Origin of the sequence: Polyangium sorediatum, from assembly GCF_029946465.1 — a bacterium.
GTDB lineage: Bacteria > Myxococcota_A > Polyangia > Polyangiales > Polyangiaceae > Polyangium > Polyangium fumosum.
Genome location: NZ_JARZHI010000009.1, coordinates 117,268 through 137,787 on the forward strand (window position 1 = coordinate 117,268; position 20,520 = coordinate 137,787).

Annotated in this window: 16 protein-coding genes; 6 read left to right on the forward strand and 10 right to left on the reverse strand. The window is 69.9% G+C overall.

The window, feature by feature from the left end:
- Position 1: 1 nt before the first annotated feature.
- Positions 2-931 carry a hypothetical protein gene (locus tag QHF89_RS13505; protein WP_136969646.1) on the forward strand — a complete coding sequence of 310 codons (930 nt, stop codon included), beginning with the start codon at positions 2-4 and terminating at the stop codon, positions 929-931.
- Between the two features lie 18 nt (positions 932-949).
- Here the strand turns inward: QHF89_RS13505 and lpxB are convergent, their stop codons facing one another.
- The 6 genes from lpxB to QHF89_RS13535 all read right to left on the reverse strand — a co-directional run bounded on the left by lpxB (position 950) and on the right by QHF89_RS13535 (position 11,206).
- Positions 950-2,092 carry a lipid-A-disaccharide synthase gene (gene lpxB, locus QHF89_RS13510; protein ID WP_136969647.1) on the reverse strand — a complete coding sequence of 381 codons (1,143 nt, stop codon included), beginning with the start codon at positions 2,090-2,092 and terminating at the stop codon, positions 950-952.
- The gene (locus tag QHF89_RS13515; RefSeq protein WP_136969648.1) at positions 2,089-3,333 is read right to left on the reverse strand and encodes an HRDC domain-containing protein; all 1,245 of its coding nucleotides are present in this window, start codon (positions 3,331-3,333) and stop codon (positions 2,089-2,091) included. The genes lpxB and QHF89_RS13515 overlap by 4 nt, the downstream gene beginning before the upstream one ends.
- A complete protein-coding gene (locus QHF89_RS13520) occupies positions 3,330-4,262 on the reverse strand; it encodes a matrixin family metalloprotease (RefSeq protein WP_284720444.1) in 933 nt (310 codons plus the stop codon). Before QHF89_RS13520 ends, QHF89_RS13515 begins: the two co-directional genes overlap by 4 nt.
- The gene (locus QHF89_RS13525; protein ID WP_136969649.1) at positions 4,240-4,839 is read right to left on the reverse strand and encodes a hypothetical protein; all 600 of its coding nucleotides are present in this window, start codon (positions 4,837-4,839) and stop codon (positions 4,240-4,242) included. The genes QHF89_RS13520 and QHF89_RS13525 overlap by 23 nt, the downstream gene beginning before the upstream one ends.
- A gap of 196 nt (positions 4,840-5,035) precedes the next feature.
- Positions 5,036-8,890 carry a MopE-related protein gene (locus QHF89_RS13530; protein ID WP_136969650.1) on the reverse strand — a complete coding sequence of 1,285 codons (3,855 nt, stop codon included), beginning with the start codon at positions 8,888-8,890 and terminating at the stop codon, positions 5,036-5,038.
- A gap of 231 nt (positions 8,891-9,121) precedes the next feature.
- On the reverse strand, positions 9,122-11,206 hold the full coding sequence (locus QHF89_RS13535; protein ID WP_211365432.1) for an OmpA family protein: 2,085 nt from the start codon (positions 11,204-11,206) through the stop codon (positions 9,122-9,124).
- 426 nt (positions 11,207-11,632) lie between these two features.
- Here QHF89_RS13535 and QHF89_RS13540 point away from each other — a divergent pair, with 426 nt between their 5' ends.
- Both QHF89_RS13540 and ileS read left to right on the forward strand, forming a co-directional pair.
- A complete protein-coding gene (locus QHF89_RS13540) occupies positions 11,633-11,920 on the forward strand; it encodes a tetratricopeptide repeat protein (RefSeq protein WP_136931305.1) in 288 nt (95 codons plus the stop codon).
- 73 nt (positions 11,921-11,993) lie between these two features.
- Complete coding sequence (ileS, locus tag QHF89_RS13545; RefSeq protein ID WP_136969651.1) at positions 11,994-15,746, forward strand: isoleucine--tRNA ligase; 3,753 nt, start codon at positions 11,994-11,996, stop codon at positions 15,744-15,746.
- Positions 15,747-15,825: 79 nt separating this feature from the next.
- Here ileS and QHF89_RS13550 read toward each other — a convergent pair whose 3' ends face one another.
- The 3 genes from QHF89_RS13550 to QHF89_RS13560 all read right to left on the reverse strand — a co-directional run bounded on the left by QHF89_RS13550 (position 15,826) and on the right by QHF89_RS13560 (position 17,643).
- Complete coding sequence (locus QHF89_RS13550; RefSeq protein ID WP_136931303.1) at positions 15,826-16,020, reverse strand: hypothetical protein; 195 nt, start codon at positions 16,018-16,020, stop codon at positions 15,826-15,828.
- A 149-nt stretch (positions 16,021-16,169) separates the two neighbouring features.
- Positions 16,170-16,892 carry a nucleotidyltransferase family protein gene (locus QHF89_RS13555; RefSeq protein ID WP_136969652.1) on the reverse strand — a complete coding sequence of 241 codons (723 nt, stop codon included), beginning with the start codon at positions 16,890-16,892 and terminating at the stop codon, positions 16,170-16,172.
- Between the two features lie 28 nt (positions 16,893-16,920).
- Positions 16,921-17,643 carry a tetratricopeptide repeat protein gene (locus QHF89_RS13560; protein ID WP_136969653.1) on the reverse strand — a complete coding sequence of 241 codons (723 nt, stop codon included), beginning with the start codon at positions 17,641-17,643 and terminating at the stop codon, positions 16,921-16,923.
- A gap of 121 nt (positions 17,644-17,764) precedes the next feature.
- Here QHF89_RS13560 and QHF89_RS13565 point away from each other — a divergent pair, with 121 nt between their 5' ends.
- A complete protein-coding gene (locus tag QHF89_RS13565) occupies positions 17,765-18,190 on the forward strand; it encodes a tellurite resistance TerB family protein (protein ID WP_136931301.1) in 426 nt (141 codons plus the stop codon).
- 74 nt (positions 18,191-18,264) lie between these two features.
- Positions 18,265-19,125: a serine/threonine protein kinase gene (locus QHF89_RS13570; RefSeq protein ID WP_136931300.1), complete on the forward strand. Its 861-nt coding sequence runs from the start codon at positions 18,265-18,267 to the stop codon at positions 19,123-19,125.
- A gap of 4 nt (positions 19,126-19,129) precedes the next feature.
- Here the strand turns inward: QHF89_RS13570 and QHF89_RS13575 are convergent, their stop codons facing one another.
- The gene (locus tag QHF89_RS13575; protein WP_136969654.1) at positions 19,130-19,675 is read right to left on the reverse strand and encodes an FKBP-type peptidyl-prolyl cis-trans isomerase; all 546 of its coding nucleotides are present in this window, start codon (positions 19,673-19,675) and stop codon (positions 19,130-19,132) included.
- A gap of 138 nt (positions 19,676-19,813) precedes the next feature.
- On the opposite strand from QHF89_RS13575, the gene QHF89_RS13580 reads away from it, so the two are divergent.
- Positions 19,814-20,518, forward strand: a complete 705-nt coding sequence (locus QHF89_RS13580) for an aldo-keto reductase family protein (protein WP_136931298.1) — start codon at positions 19,814-19,816, stop codon at positions 20,516-20,518.
- Positions 20,519-20,520 lie beyond the last annotated feature (2 nt).

A 20,520-nucleotide genomic window follows, 5' to 3' on the forward strand; every position in this document is an offset into this window, starting at 1 on the left:
CTTGGCGAGCGACGACGAACGGTTCGAAGAGCTCGTCGCGGGGATCGTCGCGCCTCTCGTTCTCGGCGGAAAATTACGCCTCGCGCGCCCGTTCGGGCAGGCCGGGACGAAGCTCGGGGAGGGGAGGCACATCGTCGACGCGGACCTGCGCGCGCGCATCGACGTCGCGCGGGTGCGGCGCGCGCGGCTCCTCGCGCCGGTCGACACGTTGCCGAATCTCGACGAGCACGAGTGGGCCCTCGCCGCGGCGCTGAACGACGTCTTGCAGGTGACGAACCACGAGCTCGGCGGGCTCTTCACGAAGGGGCGCTACATGCGCCTGCTGCGGAGCGTGTTCGAGTTGTGTGGCCACGTTCCGCCGCCGCGCGACGTCGGCGCGGCGCTCGCCCGCCACGCGACGTTCGCGCGCGTGATGGAGCTCAACCGCGCGGATACGTCGGTGCGGTGGTGGACGGGCTCGGCGAGCTTCCGCGGCGTGCCTCCGCCGAAGCGGCTCCTGATGTGGCAAGGCCTGCGGCGCGTGCACGTGGAGACGCAGCGGGTGCCGCTGCACGAGATGTGCGACGGTCTGCCGTCGGCGGTCGCCGAGGGCTATCAGGCCGTGCTCGGCGTGTGGCTGTCGCGCTCGCCGCTCACGGACCTCGGCTCCATCACGCGCGCCGCGCCGGTGTTCGCCTGGTCGCCCGCGTCGATCGCGCTCGTCGCGGTCCCCGCAGGTCGGATGCTCGCCTTCCGCGTGCTCGCGCGGCAGCGGGCCGAGCACGTGAGCGCCGTGCTGGAGAAGGCGCGCGCGGCGCTCGACGGCGGGCTCGCGGCGCATCGAGCGGTGGTGGAAGAGTTTTCCCGGGAGGTCGTGAGCGCCTTCGAGGCGATGCACGCCAAGCCGGAGAAGCGCGCTGGATCGGGGGCCTCGTCCTCGCCGCGCACGTGATCGTTGGGCGTCAAAGGATTAGAGCCACGGCTCCAGCAGGGCCGCGACGCGTGCGCCGAAGGGGCCCGGGGAAGGGGGCCTGAGCCGCGCTTCGAGTGCGCGAGCGTCGGCCTGGGCGCGCCCACGGGATTCATCGTTCGCGAGGGAAGCAGCGGACGCGGCGAGCTCGCGGGCCGTGCATGCGTCCTGGAGCAGCTCGGGGGAGGCGCGGCGGCCGAGCAGGACGTTCGGCAGGCCGATGTGCGGCGTGCGCACGAGGCGGCGCGCGAGGGCGTAGGTGAGGGGATCGACGCGGTAGCCGATGACCGTGGGCAGCCCGGCGAGCGCCGCCTCCAGGCAAGCCGTCCCCGAGGCGCAAAGCGCGAGGTCGAAGGCCCCGAGCAGCGGAGACGCGCCATGCTCCGCGTCGGCTTCGGTGATCCCGACGCCGGCGCGTCGAGCCGCCCGTTCGAGCTCGCCACGGGCACGCGCGTCGAGCCACGGGGCCACGAGCACGCGTGCCTCGTCCACGTCGCCGCGCGCCGTGAGCATCGAGGCGGCCTCGCAGAAGAGCGGCGCGAGGCGCGTGATCTCGCCGGCGCGGCTGCCTGGGAGCACGGCGACGGCGCGTCCGGCGCCGAGCCCGATCCGCGCGCGCCCGACCTCGCGGGGCAGGCGTGGCACGTCGGCCGACGGATGCCCCACGAACCGAGCGTCGTACCCCGCGTCACGCCAGAGCGGCTCCTCGAACGGCAGGACGACGGCGAGCCGATCGACGGCATCGTGGAGCGCGCGGATCCTCCCCGCGCGCCAGGCCCATACCTGCGGCGCGACGGCCCAAAGGACACGTGTCCCGCGGCGCCGGAGCGCCCGCCCGAGCCGCGCGTTGAGCTCCGTGAAGTTCACGAGCAACGCGGCGCGCGGCGGATCTTTTCGAATTCGGTCCACCAGCACGGCGAGCGATCGCCCGAGCGCCGGCGCTTTGCGGAGCACGTCGAGCGTGCCCATCGCGGCGACGTCCGACGTATCCGCGAGCGTCTCCATGGCCTGCGCCCTGCAACCACGTCCCCCGATGCCGAATGCGCGCACGGCCCGACCGAGCGCGCGCAGCACCTCGGCCGCGATGCGATCTCCCGAGGCCTCGCCCGCGACGACGAGCAGCGGCGCGCCGGCCCCGCTCACGACTCCTCGCGCGGCGCGCTCCCCGGTGCCTGCGCGGAGGCCTCGCCCGGCGCCGTGAGCAGCGACGCAAGGCGCTTACCGTACCGCTCGACCCGCTTCGCTCCGAGCCCCGGGATGGCCGCGATCCGCGCCAGCGTCGCCGTGGGATCTTCCCCCGCCGCCGTGAACAGGATGCTCGCGACATCCTGCGCGCAATGCCCTGGGAGCACGGCCTGCTCGTCGATGTCGCGGCGCTTCGCCTCGGCGCGCCGGAACGCGCTGATCTTCGCCTCGATCTCCCGACGCCGCGTGATCTCCCTCCGATCGATCGGCGCGACCTCGAAGAGCGCTTGCTCCTCGGGCGGCACGTTCCCTTCGGCCGCGCCGTGCGTGATCGCCTCGAGCCACCTCGCGGCGTGCCTCCCCGCGCGGCCCGAGAGCGCGCCGGGCACGTGGCCGAGCTCCGGGATCGAGGTCGGACGCTTCTGCGCGAGCTCGATCAAGATCTCGTTCGTGACGATCTTGAACGGCGGCACGTCAGCGGCCTCGGCGATCGCCTCGCGTGCGGCGACGAGGCCCCGCAGCACGGCGCGGCCTGGCCGATCGAGCTTCTGTGCGCCCTTGATCCGCACGTACGAGGGACGCGTCTCCCGCGGAGGCGCGAGCGCGGCGCGGAGCTTGTACGTGCACTCCTCCTCGATCTCGGCCTCGATGTCGATCGCCGCCGCCTTCGCGGCGAGCGCGCGATCGAGCCGCAGGAGGTACGCGACGTCGTCCCCGAGGTAACGCCGCTCCGCCGGTGAAACGGGCCTTCGCGACCAGTCGTGTTGCTGAAAGCGCTTGTCGAGGACGACGCCGAGCTCCGCCGCGAGCACGGACGCGAGCCCCGTCGCCTTCTGGCCGAGGAGCCGCGCCGTCACCGAGGTATCGCGCACGCGCGCGAGCGGCGCGCCGACCTCGGCCAGCATGCGCGCGTCGAACGTGAGATCGTGCAGCACCTTGATCGGCCCCTCGGGGCCGAGGAGGGGTTCGAGCGCGGCCGCGCTCGTCGCGAGCGTGTCGACGATCAGGACGACCGTCGAATCCCCTTCCTCCCAGGCGATCTGCGCGGCGCAAAGGCGAGGGCGGTAGACGAAGAGGCCGTTCGCCTCCACGTCCACCGCGATCGACTTGGCCTTCATGGCGCGCTCGATCGCGCCTCCGAGCGCGCGTGCCTCGTCGACCCAGACGACGTCGTACGGCGGCGCTTCCAGGCTTGTCATGGACGCGTGCGCTCGGCGCGCCGCTTCGCCGCGAGGCCGAGGGCGAGGGCGAGGGCTGCGAGCGCGCTTCCGCCCGCGGATCGAGGCGCGCCAGGGGCCGTCGTGCAACAGCTCCCGTCCTCGGGCGTGATCTCAGGCGGATTGCATTGCGACTCGAAGCCACGGCGCGGCGTGGGATCGCAGGACGCGGGGATCGGATCGCCGGGCGGGTAGGCCGCGCAGATGCCCTCAATGTCGTCGTTCTCCAGCGATCCCAGCTCCGTCGAGCCCGGCATGTAGTCGGCGAACATCGTCGCGGTCCCATCCGCGGAGTGCGAAAGGCCCAGGAAATGGCCCGTCTCGTGTGTTGCGATCGAGGGCAGATCGTAGAGGACGTTGTCGATGCCGGTCGTGAACTCGACGTTCGCCCCGTTGAGCTCCATGTCGGCGTCGTAGATCTCGCCGGTATCGACGTTGTACGTGACGGTGGTCAGCGCGAGCGTGCTCCCCGCGCCGGCGTGCGGCCACACGTCGTCGTGGAAGAGGATGACGTTCGCGTTGCCCGCCTTCTTGTTGTACTCGTGCGCCTTGCACTCCACGGGGCCTAGGTTCACGACCTTGATGCGCGGATGTTTGCCGTCGCCGCAGTCCGCGTCGGTCCACTTCTTGAAGGAATCGACGAAGATCTGCGTCGCGTCGTCGAGATCGATCTGCACCGACGCGTCCTTCTGCATGGAGAAGCCGACGCACGGGCTCTTCCAGAAAAGCTCGACACCGCAGTCGGTGGGGCGCACCGGCGTGCAGCGCGCGCCGGTCCCGATGCCCTTGCAGCTCGTCGTGCGGCAGTAGGCCGAGGCCGTCGGCGCGAGCAGCAGCGTCGCCGCGACGAGCGAGAGCCCGGCTGCGATCGGCGCGATCCTTCCCCGGTTACTTGCGTTCACGTGGTGCACGCTTCACCTCCTCGATGACCACGAGCGCGCGCGAAAGCGTCGCCCCCACGAGAACCTCACGCGCCCCGATGCTGGGCCCGGTCCGCGGCAGCATCGTCCCTGCGTCCGGGCTCGGCGCGAGCTTCGGCACGCCCTCCTCTGTGAGCACGCGGTAGTGCCCCTGCGCCATCGCCGTCACCACGACGGCCGTCGGCGTTTTGTGCAGAAACAAAAGCGAGCGCTCCCCGGGCGGGATCACGGCTTCGCCCGAGACCCACTGCCCGACGTCCCCCACGACCCCGCCGAGCGTCCGCACCCACACCTGCGTCCCCGGCTCGCCGACCACGGAGCGCTCCACGTCGAGACGCGTGTACGTGACGATCCGCCGCCCGTTCGGCGTGTCCTCCCACATGCTCTGTCGCTCGGCCGCCTTCGCGACGACGACGAACGACGAGCTCGTCACGAGCTCATCCAGCGAGACGACCACCGAGACCGCCGCCGCAGCTTCTTGCGGGCCCGTGTGGGGCGAGTGTGGCGATACGAACAGCGCCGCCGGCAAGGCGATCGACAGCGCAAGCATGGAGGCTCGAACACGCATGCAGGCAACGATACCACCATCGCTGCGATGACGCTCCACGTGGGGGCGACGCGCGCGCTCGTGATCCTCGTGCCGTCCGGACACGCGAGGTTCGCCCCCTCCAAAAAACGAAGCGCCGCGGTCCTCGAACAAGACCGCGGCGCTGCATCCCTCTCAGGCGCGGCCTTCCGCGCTCGGAGAGCTCCCTACCTACCGATCAGCCGCGCCTTCGGCGGCGGATGAGCGCCGTCCCCGCCGCGAGCGCGAGGAGGAAGCCCACGCCAGGCGTCGCATCGTTGCCGGGCCGCGCGGCGCAGAGGCCGTGGCCCGTCAGGATGGTGCCGTCCACGGCGTCGTCTGCCGGATCGAGCGGATCGCTTTCGCCCGTGTCGACCACGCCGTTCTTGTTCTTGTCCTCTTCGCCGTCCTTGAGGCCGCCGTTGTCCGTGTCCGCGTCGAGCGGATCGGTCTTCGTCTTGCCCATGTCCGCGTCGGGGATGCACGTCTCCGCCGCCGCGTTCGTGGCCGGGTTCGAGCAGCCGAGACCGAGCTCGGTGCCGTCGAAGAGCCCGTCGTTGTCGCTGTCCGGATCGAGCGCGTTGATGAGCCCATCTTTGTCCGTGTCCTCGCCAGGCTTCGGCTCCTGACCGTCGGGCACGCCATCGTCGTCCGAGTCCGCGTCGTTCGGGTCGGTCCCGAGCTCGGCCTCCTCGTCGTCCGTCAGCCCGTCGTTGTCCGAGTCCGTGGGCGGAACGACGTTGTCGTCCTGCGGATCGTTCGGATCCCGCTCGTTCGGATCGACCACGCCGTCCTTGTCCGTGTCCTCGTCGCCGTCGGAGACGCCGCCGCCGTCCGTATCGGCATTCACCGGCGAAGTCGTCGTGGCGCCGTTGTCCCCGTCGGGGACGCAGTTGCCCTTGCTCGTGTCCGTGGCCGGATTCGAGCAGTCCTTGCCCATCTCCGTGCCGTCCTTCAGCCCGTCGCCGTCGCTGTCCGGATCGAGCGCGTTGATGAGGCCGTCGCCGTCGGTGTCGTCCGTCGGGTTCGGCTCCTCGCCGTCGGGCACGCCGTCGTCGTCGGAGTCCCCATCGTTCGGGTTCGTACCGATCTCGGTCTCGTAGTCGTCCGTCAGCCCGTCGCCGTCGTTGTCGAGCTTCGTGCTGTCGTCGCTGCCGTTGTTCGGATCGATCTCGCCCGGATCCACCTTGCCGTTGCGGTTCACGTCCTCGGAGCCGTCGGAGACGCCGCCCTTGTCCGTGTCCGCGTCGAGCGGCGAGGTCGTCGTGCTGGGATCCTCGTCCGCGATGCACTTGCCCTTGCTCGTGTCCGTGGCCGGGTTCGAGCAGTCCTTGCCCATCTCCGTGCCGTCGAACAGGCCGTCGTTGTCGCTGTCCGGATCGAGCGCGTTGATGAGCCCGTCGCCGTCGGTGTCCGCGCTCGGGTTCGGCTCCTGCCCGTCGAGCACACCATCGTCGTCCGAGTCCGCGTCGTTCGGGTTCGTCCCGATCTGCTCCTCGAGATCGTCGCTCAGGCCGTCGCCGTCGCTGTCGGTCGGCGCGTTCGAATCGTCTTGCGGATCGTTCGGATCCCGCTCGCCCGCGTCGATCTTGCCGTTCAGGTTCGTGTCCTCGTCGCCGTCCTTGACGCCGCCGTTGTCCGTGTCCGGATCGAGCGGATCCGTCGTCGTGCTCGGATCGGCGTCGGGGCGGCAGCTCTGCGCGTCCGGATCCGTCGCCGGGTTCGTGCAGTCCTTGCCGAGCTCGGTGCCGTCGAAGAGGCCGTCGTCGTCGCTGTCCGGATCGAGCGCGTTGATGAGGCCGTCGCCGTCGGTGTCGACGTTCCCGTCCGGCTCCTCGCCGTCGGACACGCCGTCGTCGTCGGAGTCTGCGTCGTTCGGATCCGTGCCGTTCTGGGTCTCGACGTCGTCGGGGATGCCGTCGCCGTCGGAGTCCTGGCAGCCGACGTCGGTCACGCCGTCGCAGTTGTTGTCGATGCCGTCGCCGCAGACCTCGGGCGTGGGCATGCCGGGGACCGCGTTGCACGCCGACACGCCCATCGCGTTGCATGCGAGGACGCCCGACGCCATGCAAGCGCCGATGCCGTCCGAGCACGCCATGCCGACGTTGAAGCCGTCATCCGTAACGCCGTCGCAGTTGTCGTCGATGTTGTTGCAGGTCTCGGTGCCGGGTTCGCCCGAGATGGCGTTGCAGGCCGAGGTGCCGTTCGGCAAGCACGCGAAGGCGCCCGAGGTCTGGCACGCGCCGACGCCCGCGGAGCACGCCATGCCGACGTTGAAGCCCTCGTCGATGGTGCCGTCGCAGTCGTTGTCGAGGCCGTCGCAGATCTCCGCGCCCGTGGGCACGCAGGTGCACTTGTTCGTGGCGACGTCACACGACGGCGTGGCGCCGCCGCAGTGCGTGTCCGTGACGCATTGGACGCAGGTGTTCGGCGTCGCGGCCACGTTGCAGGCCGGCGTGGGCGCCATGCAGTTCGCGTCCGACGCGCACTGATCGATGACGATCGGCGTCGGCGGCTCACCGTTCGTCGGCCCGTTGCCGTCGGTCGGCGTCTCCTCGGCCGGCGCGCCTTGCTGACCCTCGGCCGTGATGATCGCCTGGTTATTGATCGTGCCCGTCGCGTCCGGGTTCACGGTCACGCGGAACTTCACGGTCGTCGTGTCGTTGACGAGCATCGTCCCGCCGGTCGTCCCGTTCGCGCCCGTGCCGAGCCGTACGACCACCGTGTTCGTCCCGGCGATGTACTCGCCCTGATCGTCGGCCGTCGCGTCGGTCTTCGTGCCCATGTTCGGCCCTGCGGACACCTGGATCGAGCCCGGCACGTACGTCACGCCCATCGGGAGCGGATCGGTCAGCACGGTCTTCACCGACGTGTCGTTGCCGGTGTTCGTCACGACAACTGTGTACTCGACGGTGTCGCCCGGCAGGAGCGCGTCGCCGTTGAGATCGACGGCCGTTTTGAGCGACGTCTGGAAGTCGGGCTTGAACGTGGGGATCGAGGTCACGAACCCGGCGAGCCAATACTGCTCCTGGGTGCTCGTCGCTGCGATCGGCGCGGACTGCTGGCCTGCCGAGAGCTTGCTCGTGATGTCCACGATGTCCATGTCCATGCCCGAGAGGCTGCCGGCCGTTCCGGTGAGCTGGGGCAGGTCGCCGGCCACCGTGACCGGGAGGCCGAGGTTCGAGCGCGTGCGGTTGAAGAAGTTGGTCTCCGGGTTCAGCGCGTTCGAGAGCGGCGGTGCGGCGCCGAACGAGAACGAGTCGCCAGTGAGCGTCGTGTCGCCCTCGAATGCGACCACGCCGAGCCGGGCATTTGCGAACGCGGGCGGGACGAGGAAGCCCGAGAGCGTCACGTTCTGCGGCGCGCCGTTGGCCACGATGTCGAGTCCGTCGAAGATCGCCAGGTTGCGCGGCGGATCCGAGGCACGCTCGTAGAGCACGATCATGTACCAGCCCGCGAACGTGGTCTCGTCGTCCGCCCCTTGGCCGACTGGGTTCTCGACGTCCACGCCCGAGACGCGATACGCGCCGGAGCCTTGCTGCTGCACGAGCGCTGTGATGTCGGCGACGCTCTGGTAGGCGTTGTTCGTCGCTGTCGTGTAGCTCTGGATCGACGTCACGTTCTGGCTGAAGCCGCCCGGCCTGTCGATCGTGGCTGTGGTGTCGGCCCCCGAGGAGCTGCGCGTCGCGCCCCAGTAGAGGTAGGCGTGCGTGACCGTCGCGCCGGCCGGGATCGTGAGGAGCGCGGTGCTGCGCGCGTTCGCGACCGTGATGCCCGTGTTCGCCTCGGCCTGCCCGGCGCCCGGCGACTCCGAGCGCCACAGGATGTCGACGCCGCTGTCGGTCGTCGCGTTGTTGCCGCACGCCCCGACGGTGCCGACCACGGGCGCGGGCGGGTTGCCCGCGCAGTCGTAACCGAGCGTGTTGCCGATGAGGAGGAAGTCGCCCTTCTGATCGACCTGCACGCGCAGGTTCTGCGCGGCAGCCGCGTCACGGGCGCAGATCCCGAGCGCTGTCACGCTCGCGAGCCCCGCCAAAAGCCAATGTCGTCTCATGTCCTAGGTCCCTTGTCGCAGTCCATTCGGTGTCCCAACGGAATGCTCGGCGGCCCGAACGACCGCCGTTTCGTGAGTGGCGCGGCCTCCGAAGCCCGAGCGCCAAGCGGATCTCGACCCGCACCTCGCAGGAGCGCGCCGAGGCGGTGAAGACGAGGTCGCGGAGGCCCTTTCGAACCTCCGGACCGGTCGCGTCACGGAGCGCCCGCTTTCGCGGACGCCCCGCGTTCGTCACTTCTTGGTGGGAGCCGGCGCAGCCTTCTTCGGGGCCGCAGGCGCGGGAGCCGCGCCCTTCGGGGCCGCAGGCGCGGGAGCAGCGCCCTTCGGCGCGGCAGGCGCGGGAGCCGCGCCCTTCGGGGCCGCAGGCGCGGCGCCCTTCGGGGCAGCACCCTTCGGCGCGGCGGGCGGCGGCGCGGGCGGCGCGACGGGCTCGAACTTCTTGATCGAGCCGTCCTTCATCTTCTTCTCGAGGATGACGAACTGCACGCGGCGGTTGGCCTGGCGGCCCTCCTCCGACGCGTTGTCGCCCACGGGCCGATCCGGGCCGTAGCCCATCGTCGACATGCGATCGGCGCTCACGCCGCGCTTGGCGAGCGCAGCCTTCACCGCGTCGGCGCGCGCCTGCGAGAGCTTCGTGTTGAGCTGCTTCGAGCCGCGGCTGTCGGTGTGGCCCTGGACCTCGACCTTGAGGAGCTCCGGGTGCTCGTTGAGCACGGCCGCGACCTCGTCGAGCAGCGTATCGCTGACCTTGCGGATCGTCGCCTTGGCCGTGTCGAACTGCACCTGCTGCAGGATGATGACCTCGGTCTCGGTGACGCGGACCGCCTTCGGGCAGCCGTTCTGCTTCGGATCCGGATCGGGCTTGCCCTTCTCGTTCGGGCAGGCGTCCTTGTCGTCGCGGATCGTGTCGCCGTCGGTGTCGCCGGGGCAGCCGTTCGTCGCCGGATCGCTCGTCTTGATGCCGGGGATGTCCGGGCACGCGTCCTGCGCGTCGTAGACGCCGTCGTTGTCCTTGTCGGGCGGGCAGCCGTTCTTCTTCGGATCCGGATCGGCCACGCCGGGCACGTCGATGCAGGCGTCCTGCGCGTCGAGGATGCCGTCCTTGTCCTTGTCGGGCGGGCAGCCGTTCTTCGCGGGATCCGGATCGGCCACGCCCTTCACGTCCGGGCAGGCGTCCTTGTCGTCGTAGATGCCGTCGTCGTCGCTGTCCGGCGGGCAGCCGTTCTTCTTCGGATCCGCGTTCGCCACGCCCTTCACGTCCGGGCAGGCGTCCTGCACGTCGAGGATCGTGTCGTCGTCGCGATCCGACGGGCAGCCGTTCTTCTTCGGATCGGAGTGCTTCACGCCCTTCACGTCGACGCAGGCGTCCTCCTTGTCGACGATGCCGTCCTGGTCCGTGTCCTTCGCCGACCACTTCGGCGTGTACGCGAGCGAGCCGACGACGCGGAAGTCCGGCGTACCGATGCCGGAGGCGAGACCGGGGCCGGCGGCGACGCCTGCCTCGAAGTTGTCCGCGAAGCGGTACTTCGCGCCGACGAGCGCCTCGGCGTTGAGGCTCTGCCGCGTCGTCTCGCGCATCGAGGCGACGACGTTGAACTCAGGGCCGATCTGGAAGTTTCGCTCCTCGCCGAAGAGGAAGCCGATACCGCCGCCGGCCACGAACGTCGTGCCGAGCAGCACGTTGTTGAAGTAGTTCTGGTCGGGGCGAATCTCCGGGCCGATCGCGACCGAGTACACGAACCGGTCGTGCTTGCCGCCGACGATCACCTGCGGGAGGCCGCGGACGTTGTTGTCCGTCACGAACGCGCCCGTGCCCGTGGGCACCCAGACGTAGCCGCCGATGGCGAGCTGGAAGAGGCTGTCGTAGTCGCCGAGCACGCGCAGGCGGAGGCCGAGGCGCAGGTCGCCGAAATCGGCGCCGCTCGGCGAGGTGATGCCGAGCGAGTTCGTGGGGTTCTCGCCGTTCTGGTAGAGGGCGACGGGGACGTCGACGTTGACGAGCAGCCGTTCGAAGAGCGCGAACGACCCGTTCAGGTGCAAATAGAGCTGGTTGCTCACGACCGAGCCGAGCGACTCGTCGTCGCTCCGGCGGCGCAGCACGAGGGGGTTGTGCGCGTAGTCGACGATGAGCGCGGCGTGCGGCGTGAGCTCCCCGTTCACGAAGGGCGACTGGACGCCGAAGAGCCGATCACCGGCCGCGGAGGGGTAGAACCGGTTGATGGCGAGATCGTCCGCACTTGCCGGCGCGGCGATGCCCGCGATCGACCCCAGCGCCGCCGCGCAGAGCAGCCACCTATATCCCTTGGAAGTTCGCATCGCGTGATTGACCTCTCGAATTTTCGTGTCGGAGTCCGCCAAAGGAATGCTCGACGGAGGACGTCGCCCTGGAGTGACCCGAGGATGTCCACCGCGTCGCTCGTGTGTCTTCGGCGGCAGCGGACACGGGACCTACCTATACACGGACTGTGCCGGCGACGGACCACAAACGATCGGCCGAAATCACGTTCGTCGACCGTTCCAGTGAGGCCCGTCGTCCGCATCTGCGCGCCTCAACTGAGGTCTCGGGTCCTCGATCCGGCCGCGCCACACCCCGCTGCGGCATGCACCGTTACGCAACGATCTGAAACCAGACGTGTTTTCATTGGTTCTCCTGGTGTTTGGCCCGACCACCCCGATCGTCCACGCCGCACGCGCTCCACACGGGATCGTTGACAGCGGAATCGGCCCGGCGACGATACGTCTGTGCTTCTCTCGCTCCTCCGCGCGCCGGCCGCGGCTCTGGTCCTCGGCGCCCTCGCCACGGCCCCCTTTCAATGCGCGCGGGATCCCGACCCCGAGAAGGCCTTCGAGGAGCCTCCCGAGGCCGCGCTTTATCAGCTCGCCGAGCAGTTCCGGGAGCGGGGCGACAAGGAGGCGCGCATCACCACGCTGCGCTTCCTCGCCACCCGTTACCCGTCGACCCGCCTCGCGGAGCGCGCGCGTCAGGAGCTCGCCGAGCTTGGCTCGCCCGTCCCTGCTCCCTCCCCCTGAACGGGCCTGGAAACGCGGGAAGCGGGCGTGCTCGACGCCCTTCGCGGGCGAAACGTGCTAAGCGCAGCCGACCATGTCAGGCCGCGAATCTTCCCGGAAAAACCTCTTCAAGACCGTAAGGCCCGAGCTCGATTTCCCGAGGGACGAGGCCGAGATCCTCGCGTTTTGGAAGAGGGAGGGCATCTTCCAGAAGACGCTCTCGGCCGAGACGCGCGCCACGGGCCCTTCGAAGGGCACGTTCGTCTTCTACGAAGGCCCTCCCACGGCGAACGGCATGCCGCACAACGGCCACGTGCTCACGCGCGCCGTGAAGGACGTGTTCCCTCGGTACAAGACGATGCGCGGCTACGACGTGCCGCGCAAAGCGGGCTGGGACACGCATGGCCTGCCGGTCGAGGTCGAGGTCGAGAAAGAGCTCCGGATCCACGGCAAGGCGGACATCGAGAAGTACGGCGTCGAGCCCTTCGTGGCGCGCTGCATCGAGAGCGTCTTCCGCTACACGGACGCGTGGGAAAAGCTGACGGACAAGATCGGCTTCTGGGTCGACCTGCCCGACGCGTACGTCACCTACCACCGGAGCTACGTCGAGAGCGTCTGGTGGGCGCTCGCGAAGCTCTACGAGAAGGGCCTGCTCTACCAGGGCCACAAGGTCGTCTGGTGGTGGGCGCAGGGCGGGACGGCGCTCTCCAGCGCCGAGGTCGGTCAGGGGTACAAAACCGTCGACGACCCGAGCGTCTTCGTGGCGTTCCCATTCGTCGACGACCCGTCCACGGCGCTCTGCGTCTGGACGACGACCCCGTGGACCTTGCCCTCGAACATGTACGCCGCCGTGCGCGCGGACTTCGACTACGTGGTCGTCGACGCGGGCGATCGGAAGCTCGTCGTGGCCGCGGGCCTGCGTGAGGCGCTCGCGAAGAAGCTCGGCAAGGACCTGCCGGTTCTTTCGACCACCAAGGGCTCGGCGCTCGTCGGCAAGAAATACGTGCCGCCGTTTGGCCTCTACGCGGCCGAAGCCTCGGCGTACGAAGCCGTGCACGCGGTCGTCGCGGCGGATTTCGTCACGCTCGACGCGGGCACGGGCATCGTCCACGTCGCGCCCGCGTTCGGCGAGGACGACTACGGCGCCCACCGACAGCTCCTCGCGACGGGAAAGACGCCGAAGGATCCGTTCTGCGCCGTGAAGCCCGACGGCACGTTCGTCGACGAGATGGGAAAATACGCGGGCCGCTGGGTGAAGGACGCCGACAAGGACCTCCAGAAGGACCTCGCGCAGGCGGGCAAGCTCGTGCACGCGGAGCAGTATCGCCACGAGTACCCGTTCTGCTGGCGCGCGGACGACGACCCGCTCATCCAGTACGCCCGCCCGGCCTGGTACATCCGCACGACGGCGCTGATCCACAAGGCGATCGAGAACAACCAGACGGTCAACTGGCTGCCCGAGCACATCAAGACGGGCCGGTTCGGCGACTTCTTGGCGAACAACGTCGACTGGGCGCTCTCGCGCGAGCGCTACTGGGGCACGCCGCTGCCGATCTGGGTGAACGACCAGACGGGCGCCATGGAAGCGATCGACTCGGTGAACACGCTGCGCGCGCGGCCCGGCAACAACGTCGCCGAGGTCGAGCGTGAGCTCACGGGCGCGCACCCGAAGACGGCCGAGCACCTGCTCGTGCACAAGCCCTGGATCGACAAGATCACCTACCAGAAGCCCGGCGAGCCCGGCACGTACCGGCGCGTCTCCGAGGTCATCGACTGCTGGTTCGACTCGGGCGCGATGCCCTTCGCGCAGTGGGGATTTCCGCACGCGGAAGGCTCGAAGGAGAAGTTCGACCGTGCCTTCCCGGCCGACTTCATCAGCGAGGCGATCGATCAGACCCGCGGCTGGTTCTACTCGCTGCTCATGATCTCGACGCTCGTCTTCGACGAGGAGACGCAGAAGTCCCTCGGCCTCTCGCGCATCCGGAGCTTCCCGCACCCGTACCAGACCTGCGTGGTGCTCGGGCACGTCGGGGATCGCGAGGGCAAGAAGGAGAGCAAGTCGAAGGGGAACTACACGCCGCCGGAGGTGATCCTCGAGCGCGTCCGCATGGAGTTCGCGGTCTGCTCGGACGTGCAGGATCCGCTGAAGGATCAGCCCGTGCAAAAGGGCGTCGCTCGCATCGCGCGCGAGGATTACGAGGGCCTCGATCTCCAGGGCGACAGCGCCAAGGTCAAGCTCTACCGCGCGGACCGGCCGAACGAGGCGCTCGAAATCACGCTCCGGCCGACGTCGGGCATGGGCAAGTTCCCGCGCCGCGTCATCGTGATGCACACGTCGGACATCGAGGCCCTCGGCCTCGCGCCTGCGCCCGAGCCGCTCCGCGTCATGCCGAACGACGTGCCGCGCCTCGCCCAGAACCTCCGCGTCTTCGTCGAGGATCCTTCGACGCCCGCGCCCGGCGCCGACGCGTTCCGCTGGTTCTTCTACGCGTCCTCGCCTCCGTGGACGAACACGCGCCACTCGCTGACGAACGTCCGCGCGGTCCAGAAGGAGTACGCGATCAAGATCCGGAACGTGTGGTCGTTCTTCGCGATCTACGCGAACATCGACGGCTTCGATCCGGCCCGCGGAAACCCCGACGCCCGCGGTGTCGCGCCCGCGGATCTCGCGAAGAGCGAGGGCTACCGGCCGGCGCGCGAGCGCAGCCTGCTCGATCGGTGGCTGCTCTCCGAGCTCGCCCTCACGACGCGCGAGGTCACGCAGCACCTCGACAACTACCGCTTGTACGAGGCTGCGCAGCGGCTCGTCGACTTCGTGGACGCGCTCTCGAACTGGTACGTCCGGCGGAGCCGCGCGCGCTTCTGGTCGCCCGCGGAGAACGTCTCGGCCGAGGCCCTCGCCGACAAGCGCGACGCGTACTTCACGCTCTACGAGGCGCTCGTGGCCATCGCGCACCTCACGGCCCCGTTCACGCCCTTCCTCGCCGAGGAGCTCTACCAGACCCTCGTTCGTGGCCCCTGGGCGAGCTCGCAACCCGAGAGCGTGCACCTCGCGAGTTACCCTGCGCCCGACCTCGCCGCGATCGACGAGGGCCTCGCCGCCGAGATGCGCGCGGTCCGCGAGCTCGTGAGCCTCGGCCTCCAGGTCCGCACGTTGAACAAGCTGAAGGTCCGCCAGCCCCTCGCGCGCGCCGACGTCATCGTCTCGAACCAGGGCATGCGCCGCGCGCTCGCGCAGCACGAGGCGCTCATCGCCGAGGAGCTCAACGTCAAGGAAGTGCGCTTCCTCGAGCCGGGGCAGGAGGGCGAGGCCGTGCGGTACGTGCTCAAACCGAACTTCCGCGCCCTCGGGCCGAAGCTCGGCAAGAAGGTGCAGCTCGCCAAGCAGGTCCTCGCGAAGGCCAACGCCGCCGAGCTCCGCACCGAGCTCGTCACGCGCGGCGCGATCGAGATCGACCTCGACGGCGAGAAGGTCTCGCTCGGGCCCGAGGAGATTGAGGTCGTCGTCGAGGCCGGCAAGGACTTCGCCGCGGCCGGCGGCAAGGCGGGCGTCGTCGTCCTCCACACGGCGCTCACGGACGCGCTGCGCGACGACGGCCTCTCCCGCGAGATCCTCTCGCGCGTGCAGGGCCTGCGCAAGGACCTCTCCCTCGGCTTCACCGACCGCATCGCGCTCGCGGTCGAGGGCAGCGAGCGCGTCCTGCGCGTCACGCGCGCGGCCCAGGACGAGATCGCCCGCGAGGCGCTCGTCCGCTCGTTCGAGATCGGCGGCTCCACGGTCCGCGGCGAGCGTCGCGAGCTCAACGTCGACGGCGAAGCCCTCGTCCTGACGCTCGCGCGCGCCTAAAGATCCCCGAAAAAAGCCCCACGAAGCGGGCCACCGCGGCTCGCCTCGTGGGGCGTGGGGAGGTTCCCGACAAACTCGCTCAGCGGTTCTGGCTTCCTCGGCCGCCCTGCTCCTGGCTACCGCCGGACGCCCCTCCGCCCTGCTCGCCCTCGGCCTGCTTGCCTTCCTCGACGAGCTCGCGCACGCGCTGGCCGCCCATCCGGCCGGCTTCCTCCACGGTCATCGAGCCTTTCTCCTCGGTGCCCTGGTTCCCCTGGTTCTTGTTCTGTGCCATGACAGACCCTCCTTCCAGCGGACGAGCACCGGGGAAAAACCCCGCCGGCCGCATCGCCGCTCCCTCCCAGCACGTGGGGCCAAGCAGGTCCTCGTCGAGGGGTCCGCGGACGATTGGTTTGTCCGAGAGCCTATGGCCGCGCCGGCCCGTCACGCCTTCGTTTCGGGCAGATAACGCGTTCGATTTCGCTCGAACTCGTCCTGCGCCTCGGCGAAGTCGTCGCTGCGCCCGATGTCGAGCCAGTGCCCGCGGAACGGGTGCGTCTGGATGGGCACACGCGCGGCGAGCAGCGCGTGCATGAGCTGATCGAAGCCAAACGGCACGCCCTCCGGCACGAACCGGAGCAGCGTCTCGCGGCTCATCGCGTAGATGCCCATGCTCACCCAGAACGAGTAGGTCGGTTTTTCCCGGAACCCGGTCACGGCGCCCTCGGGGTCGAGCTCGAGCACGCCGAGATCGATCTTCGTGGCGCGCTCGAACACGCAGACCGTGAGCGGCGCGTTCGCCTCGGCGCTCCTCCGGGAAAGCTCGGCAAAATCGAGGTCGCAGAGGATGTCGCCGTTCATCACGAGGAAGCGCTCCGGCAGCTCGTGCGCGATCGCGCGGAGCGGCCCGATCGTGCCGAGCGGCTGCTCCTCGCGCCGGTACGAGAGCTCCACGCCGTAGCGGCTGCCGTCGCCGAGCACGGCCTCGATCAGGCCGGCCTGATGGCCCGTGCACAACGTCACGTCCCGCGTGCCGTAATACGCGAGCTGGCGGAGGAGGATCTCCACGATGGTCTGCTCGCCGATCGGCATGAGCGGCTTCGGGATGAGCGCCGTGTACGGCTTGAGGCGGCTGCCCTTGCCCCCGGCGAGAACGATGGCCTTCATCGCCGGCGAACGTACCACGCGAGGGCGTTTACTGACGCGGAGGCGCGACCTCGCCCGAGGGATCGGCCGTGAGGCACCCCTCGTCGAGACCGAGCTGGCAGGCCTTCGTGAAGAGCGTCGTCGCGCGGGCCGGATCCTTGCGCACGCCGTGGCCGCGGTTGTAGAGCCGGCCGAGCTCCAGGCAGGCCTCGGCGTTGCCACGCTCGCAGACGCGGGTGAAGAGCGTCGCCGCGAAGACCGGGTCGACGCCGACGACACGCCCCTCCAGGTAGGCCTTGCCCGCGGCGAGGCAGCCGCGGTTCGCGCCCGCGTCGCAGGCCTTGCGGTAGAGCGTGACCTCCTCGGTCGGGTCGTCCTTCAGCGTGCCGTCGTGGTAGAGATCGCCGAGCTTCATGCAGCCGCGCGCGCTGCCGCTCGTGCAGGCGCCACGGAAGAGGTCGACGGCCCGCGTCGGGTCTGTGCGCACGACGTCGCCGCGCAGGTACATCGCGCCGAGCGTGACGCAGTCCTCGACGACCGCGTCGTTGCAGCCGTTCGTGCAGCCCACGAGATCGTTCTCGGCGCACGGCAGGCGCAGCTTCGGCGGCTCGGGCGCGGGCGCGACGGGCGCGGCCGCGGGCTGCATCTCCCCCATGTCCTCGGTCGCGAGATCCTCGCTCGACGGGGCCTTCGGCGCGGGCGCGGGGCCGCAGGCGGCGAGCGCGAGCGTCCCGAGCGTCCAGAAGGCGGCGCCGTGGTGGAATGGGCGCATCCAGGAAGGATGACACACGGCTCGCCCTCGCCGGTGTTTTTCCTCGTTGCGGACGTCCAGGGCGATCGGGGGCCGTTTCAGCGGTCTTTTGGCCTCGGCGAGGACGGTGTAGGAAAGGTGCATGGCGCCCATCTCCCTGCGATCCTCGCACACGCTCGACGAACCGAAGCTCGAGGCCCTCGTCGAGCTCATGTACCTCGCCGCGTACGCGGACGGCGTGTTCGGCGCGGAGGAGAAGCGCCATTTCGCGCGGAGCGTGCAGTCGCTGACGGACCGCAAGGTGCTGCCGGATCAACTGGAGCAGCTCATCACGCGGCTCGACGCGGCGCGGAAGGCCTCGGGCACGGCGGCGCTGCTCGAGGGCGCGCGCCAGACGCTCGGCAGCCCCGGGGCCTGCCGCGCGGCCTTGAGTCTGGCGATCGGCGTGATCACGGCCGACGGCGCGATCTCGAACGCCGAGCGCGCCATGATCCACGAGATCGGCACGGCGCTCGGGCTCGACCGTGAGGGGATCGAGGAGATGGTGCGCGAAGCGGAGGGCGGATGACGCCCTGCGCCGCCCTGGGCGTCCATGATGCAGAGAAGACCCGCGCGGCCTGATTCTTGTTAAATTGAAGTCGCGTGAACTGGTCGAATCAAACCGGCTCGCATCAGATCCCGTTTCCGGTCCCGGGGACGACGCTCACGTCCACGCGCGGCACCTACGTCGTCGGCGCGCTCATCGGCGACGGCCAGTACGGATCGGTCTACGAGTGCATCGGGCCGTTCGACCAACGGTATGCGCTCAAAATGTTGCGCCCCGCGAACAAGTCCTACCAGGCGGTGAAGGACGAGTGGGCGCAGGAGCTCCGGCGGCTCGAGCAGTTCCGCCATCCGAACATCGTCTACATCCACGACGCGTTCGAAAATAACTACCTCTTCTACCTCGCGCTCGAGCGGTGCGACACGAGCCTGCGCGCGCTCCTCGGACGGCCGTTCTCGGACCTCTTGCTCGTCGAGCTCTGCCGCCAGCTCCTCATGACGCTGCAGTACCTGCACGACAGCGGCGTCGTGCACTCCGACCTCCACGCGGGCAACGTGCTCATCTCGCAGCTCGATCGATCCCCGATCGTCAAGCTGACCGACTTCGGCGTCGCCCATCAGCTCCAGGGCAACACGCGCTGGTTCCGCCCGCAGGTGGCGAACCCCAAGATCCTGACGCCCGAGCTCGTCACCGCCGGATACACGACGACGCAGAGCGACCTCTACCAGTTCGGGCTGCTCATGTACCAGATGCACACGGGCCAGCCCGCGATCGAAGTGGACGTCGCGTACCCGGAGATCACGCGGCAGATCTCCGAGGGCGCGCCGCGCAAGAAGGCCGAGGGGCTCGGCACGCCCGTCGGCAACGTGATCGCCAAGCTGCTCCGGCGCCGCGACGCCTACCGCTACCAGTCCGCCCGGGAAGTCTGGGAGGACCTGCGCCAGGTCGCCTGGCGCTAGCGGTTTACTTCTTGGGCGCGACCTTCTTGGGCGCGTCCTTCGTTTCCTTGCCGGCTTCGCCTTTGCCGTCCGCGGGGCCGCCGCTCGGGGAGATGACCTCGACGAGCTCCACGTCGAAGACGAGCGTCGCCTTGCCGGGGATCTTCGGCGGGCGCCCGTCGTCGCCGTAGCCGAGCTTCGAGGGGATCGTGAGCTTGCGCTTGCCGCCGACCTTCATGCCGGGGACGCCCTCGTCCCAGCCCTTGATCATCTCGCCTTTGCCGATCTCGAACTCGATCGGGTCCTTGCCGATGGAGCTGTCGAACACGAAGTTCGTCTTGAGCAACCGGCCCGTGTAGTGGACCTTGACCTTGTCGCCTTCGCGGGCCTCGGGGCCCGTGCCGACGGTGATGTCTTCCTTGATGAGGTCCGCGGGCTCCGGCTTCTCCGGCTCGCGCGGCGCTGCAGCGCGAGGCTCCGCGGACGGCTCGGGGACCTTGTTCTCACAAGCAGCGGCGGCGATGCCGAGGGCGACGACCGCGAGCGAACCCAAACGACGGATGGCCATCATGGGCCCCTCCTATTCGACGAATGCCGCACGAGCAAGCGCCCCGCGCCGAGAGCCCGCCGAGCGCGCTTCCGGTCGTGGTACGTTCCGGGGAACACGGCCGGCGCGCGGACTGTGCCCGGCCGCTCGGCGATGGCAGGCATGACGACCGCCCTTCCGCAGACGCCGTTCGGCTCGACGGGGCTCCGGGTCTCGCCGCTCGGGCTCGTGGGCTCGGGCGGCATCGACGCGGACACGGTCGAGCGCGCCTTTCACGAGCTCGGGGTCAACTACTTCTTCGCCTCGCCGCTCTGGCCCGCGCTCTCGGCCGGCGTGCTCCGGCTCGTGCGCGCAGGGCACCGCGATCGGATGGTGATCGCGTGCGGCGCGTACGTGCCGATTGGCGCGCTCGTGCCGCGGGAGTGGGCGCTCGTGACGCGCGGGATGGGCGTCGGGCACGTGGACGTGTTCCATCTGCTCGGCGTGCGGGCGCGGCTCTGGGCGGCCGGAGAGACGTGGCCCGCGATGCGGAAGCTCCGGGCCGAGGGCAAGGCGCGGGCGCTCGGGATCGCCTGCGACGACGGCGCGCTCGCGGCGTCCCTCTGCGACGAGCTCGCGCCGGACGTGCTCACGATCCGCTACGAGGCGTCGCGCCGCGTGATCGAGTCCGAGCTCTTCGCGACGCTCGCGGGCAAGCGGCCGGGCGTCGTGGCGTCGCCGCCCGCGCAACGGGAAGCGGGCGGCGCGCACGTGCGGTTCGCGCTGAGCCACCCGGTGGTGGACGTCGCGCTCTGCGCGCCGCGCACGTTCGAGGAGATCGCGGAGGCGGCGGCGAGCGCGCTGCTCGGCCCGCTGCCGGCACCGTAGGA